The 3,967-nt window shown below is 67.3% G+C and carries 2 protein-coding genes; one reads left to right on the forward strand and one right to left on the reverse strand.

Features of this window, described 5'->3' with window-relative positions:
- Positions 1-194: 194 nt before the first annotated feature.
- Positions 195-1,541: an MFS transporter gene (locus I5W_RS07525; RefSeq protein WP_044528766.1), complete on the forward strand. Its 1,347-nt coding sequence runs from the start codon at positions 195-197 to the stop codon at positions 1,539-1,541.
- Positions 1,542-1,558: 17 nt separating this feature from the next.
- On the opposite strand, the gene I5W_RS07530 is transcribed toward I5W_RS07525, so the two are convergent.
- Positions 1,559-3,967, reverse strand: a 2,409-nt coding sequence (locus I5W_RS07530; protein WP_050010633.1) for a DEAD/DEAH box helicase, incomplete at its 5' end; no start/stop codon positions are given.

Below are 3,967 nucleotides of genomic sequence, written 5' to 3' on the forward strand. Positions count from 1 at the left end.
GTCCATGATGATGGCACATGGCGCGGAACCGCGGAAGTCTCCGGAACCGCTAGAGTTGAGCTTTGATGCTTCATGAAAATAATTTATTGCATTGGCGTGCATGGGACAGCGAAGCGCATCATGGTAGCGGGCCGCAGCGGCTTTGACAAACCGTCTGGCCGCACCACCTCGTTGCACCCCGCTGGCACTGGCGCGTGGTCATCGCGCTGGGCGTGGCCTGGGTGCTCGATGGGCTGGAAGTCACGCTGGTGGGGTCGCTGGGTAGCGTACTGGAACGCTCGGACACCCTGGCGCTGGATGCGGCCCAGGTCGGCTGGAGCGGTTCGCTCTACATCGCCGGCACGGTACTGGGCGCCCTGCTGTTCGGACGGCTGACCGACCGCCTGGGACGCAAGCGGCTCTTCATGCTCACGCTCGCGCTGTACATGGCCGCCACCCTGGCCACTGCCTTTGCGCAGGATTTCCTGTGGCTGGCGGTGTGTCGCTTGGTCACCGGCTTGGGTATAGGCGGCGAGTACGCGGCCATCAATTCGGCCATCGATGAGCTGGTGCCGGCGCGCGTGCGCGGGCGGGTCAATCTCATCATCAATGCCAGCTTCTGGATCGGGGCCGCGCTGGGGGCGGGCTTGTCGCTGCTGCTGCTGGACCCGCAGGTGCTGGGGCCGGCGCTGGGCTGGCGCGCCTGCTTCCTGCTGGGCGCAGTGCTGGCGGTGGCCATTCTGCTGGTGCGCCGGCATGTGCCGGAAAGCCCGCGCTGGTTGCTCATGCATGGCCGTCATGCAGAAGCCGAGGCGGTGGTGCGCCATATCGAAGCCGAGGTCGCGGCCCAGCATGGCGCCTTGCCGGCTGCGCCCGACAGCGGCCATGCGCAGCCGGGCGGCGGCATGATGGCCTGGCGCGAAATCGCCCAGGTGCTGCTGCATCGCTATCGCCAGCGCAGCCTCATGGTGGCGCTGATGATGGTGGCCCAGGCCTTCGTCTATAACGCGATCTTCTTCACCTATTCGCTGGTGTTGACGCGTTTTTTCAACGTGCCGGATCATCGCGTGGCGCTCTACATTTTTCCCTTCGCGCTGGGCAATGTGCTGGGGCCGCTGCTGCTGGGGCAGTTGTTCGATACCATCGGCCGGCGCCGCATGATCGCCGCCACCTACCTGCTGGCGGGCGCCGGCCTGGCGGCCACTGCCTGGGCATTCAATGCCGGCTGGCTGGATGCCCGCACGTTGGCGCTGTGCTGGAGCGCGGTTTTCTTCGTGGCCTCGGCCGCGGCCAGTTCGGCCTATCTCACGGCCAGCGAGGTATTCCCGCTGCGCATGAGAGCCATGGCCATTTCCATCTTCTATGCCATCGGCACCGGTGTCGGCGGCTTCGTCGCACCGGTGCTGCTGGGTTGGCTCATTGCCAGCGGCGACCCTCATGCGGTGGCAGCCGGCTATGCGCTGGGCGCATGTCTGGCGCTGCTGGCCGGCGGCTGCGCCTGGCGCTGGGCGGTGGATGCCGAACGGCGCACGTTGGAAGACGTGGCGGAGTGGAAAAACTGACAGCCAACCGCAGACGTTCAGGTCAGGATCTTCTCGGCGATGCCCGCCCCCAGCGGTGCCAGCAGGGCCTGCAATTCCTCTTCGCCGAACTTGATGGTGCTGGCGTCATCGCGCCCCAACATGCCTTCGGCCAGGGCTGACTTGCGCGCCTGCAGTTCCAGCAGGCGTTCTTCGATGCTGCCTTCGATGACCAGCTTGTAGACGAACACCTGGCGCCGCTGGCCCAAGCGGTGGGCGCGGGCGATGGCTTGCTGTTCCACGGCCGGGTTCCACCAGGGATCGACCAGCACCACGGTATCGGCTGCGGTCAGGTTCAGACCCACGCCGCCCACCTTCAGGCTCACCAGCATCAGCGGTACGGCTTGCTCCTGGAACTGCGCGATCACAGCGCCGCGTGCGGCCGGGTCGATCTCGCCGGTGAGCATCAGGCAGGGCAATTGCAAGGCCGCCAGTTCGCTGGCGATCAGTTGCAACATGCTGGTGAATTGCGAGAACACCAGCACGCGCCGGCCTTCTTCCATCAACGTGGGCAGGGTGTCGCGCAGCCATTCGATCTTGGCGCGCTCCAGGCCCTTGGGCATACGGCCCTGCTTCAACAGGTAGGGGTCGCAGCAGACCTGGCGCAGCTTCAACAAGGCATCCATCACCGTGACTTGCGAACTGGCCAGGCCGCGTCGCTCCAGGGCCCGCCGCACCTGCTTGTCGGCGGCCATGCGCACGCTTTCGTAGAGTTCGCGCTGACGCCCCTGCAAGGGCAGGCGCTCCACCATCTCGATGCGCGCGGGTAACTCCTGCAGCACATCCTCTTTGCGTCGGCGCAGGATGAAGGGGCGCACGCGCTGGGCCAGCAGGCGAGCGCGCACGGTCTGGCCCTGCTGCTCGATGGGCTTGCGCCACAAGCGCGCAAAGCTGCGAGCGTCGCCCAGCAAACCCGGCATCAGGAAATGGAACTGGCTCCACAATTCGCCCAAGTGGTTTTCCACCGGGGTGCCGGTCATGCACAGGCGATGCCGCGCGTGCAGGCGGCGTGCTGCAGCGGCACTGCGGGCGCCGGCATTCTTGATGGTCTGCGCCTCATCGAGCACCAGCAGGTGAAAGTGCAGTGCCAGCAGCGCATCCAGGTCGCGCCATAGCAGGGTATAGGTGGTCAGCACCAGGTCGGCCTGGCCGGCGGCAATGGCGGGCAACTGCGCGGCGCGGTGTTCGCCATGCAGCACCTGCACGCGCAGGGCCGGGGCGATGCGGCGCGCTTCCTGCTGCCAGTTCAGCAGCAGCGAAGTCGGCACCACCACCAGCGCTGGCAAGTCGAGGCGACCGGCCTGCTGTTCGAGCAACAGGTGGGCCAGCACCTGGGCGGTCTTGCCCAGGCCCATGTCGTCGGCCAGGATGCCGGCCAGGCCGTGCTGGCGCAGGTACTGCAACCACGCCACGCCTTGTCGCTGGTAACCGCGCAAGTCCAGTCCCAGTCCGGCCGGTGGCGCTACCGGCTGCACGCTGCCGGCTGCGCGCAGGCGTTGCGCCAGTTGCAGCAGGCCGGCGGCGCCACTCAAGTGCCAGGGGGCCCCGCCTTCGATACCCTGCAAGGCGTGCTGCAGGCTCTCCAGGCGATGGGCATCCCAGGGCGAAAGCGCTAGCGGGCCCTCCTTGCGCTTGAGGTCCACCAACAGATCCAGTAGCGCCAGCACCACGGCTTTCAAGGGGCCGACCATGGCATCGATGCGCCGGCCACCGGGTGCGCGCAATGAAATCACCGCGTGCGGGTCCATGCGTTCGACCTGCTGGGCATCGCCCCAGCGCGGGTCGCGCCGCAGCAGGTCGGCCACCATCGGTGCCAGGTCCAGGTGCTGGCCATCGACCTCGATGCCCATCGAAAGCAGCCAGCGACCGCTGGGGTCCAGTCCATCGAAGACCTCGCTGGAAAAGGCGCGCGGCTGCAGCGGTGCGGCCACTTCGCGCGCCATGACTTCACCAGTGTCATCACTGACGATGAACCGCCAGGCGCTGACCGGCACACTCTCGTGGGCAAAGCCGGGACGCACGCGTAAGGTCCAGCCCAGTTGCTGCAGGCGCGGCGCCTGGTCGGCCCAGAAGTCACCGAAGGATGCTTCCAGCATCAAACTCCAGAGCGGACCGGCATCGTGCAGGGGATTGTGGGCGCGCCATTGCAGGGCATCTTCGCGCAGCGGCAACAGGCCCATCTCGCGGATGGTGTCCAGTGCCAGGGCTTCGGCGTCGGGATCGCGGCGGATGTGGGCGGGGGTGTAGCTGGTCTCCTGCTCGGCCTGGCTGGTCGGGGCCGGCGTGCTCCAGCGCTGCGCGCCCTCGCCATAGACCCAGTCGATCTGCGCCACCGTGACCATGCCGCCACGCGGTCCGAACAGGCCGTGCGCGCGCATTCCCAACAGGCCCTCGCCGCGGGTGAGCGT

This window comes from Herbaspirillum sp. B65 (genome assembly GCF_000333555.1).
GTDB lineage: Bacteria > Pseudomonadota > Gammaproteobacteria > Burkholderiales > Burkholderiaceae_D > Herbaspirillum > Herbaspirillum rubrisubalbicans.